Here is a 235-nt window from a genome sequence, read left to right as displayed (position 1 = left end):
TGCCCGCGCAGCCGCGCGCGCAGCTGCTGTGGCTGCCGGCGCTGGGCGTGTCGGCGCGCAAGTCCCAGGCGTTCGCCGATGCACTGGCGGCATGCGGCATCAGCGTGTTCCTGCACGCGTGGCGCGGCAACGGCAGCAGCAGCCTGCGCCCGGCGCGCACGCAGGATTGGGGCTATCGGGACATCCTCGAGCAGGACCTGCCAGCCAGCCTGGCGGCGGTGCGCCTGCCCGGCAA

The 235-nt window shown here is 74.5% G+C and carries 1 pseudogene; it reads left to right on the top strand.

Features of this window, described 5'->3' with window-relative positions:
- Positions 1-235: pseudogene (locus tag ACQG3P_RS23850) on the top strand (alpha/beta fold hydrolase); the annotation flags it as partial.

It is taken from the genome of Stenotrophomonas sp. SrG, from assembly GCF_050031795.1.
Taxonomy (GTDB): domain Bacteria; phylum Pseudomonadota; class Gammaproteobacteria; order Xanthomonadales; family Xanthomonadaceae; genus Stenotrophomonas; species Stenotrophomonas rhizophila_A.
Note: the sequence above shows the minus strand (reverse complement) of the source record. Positions and strands in the feature narration are given on the sequence as shown.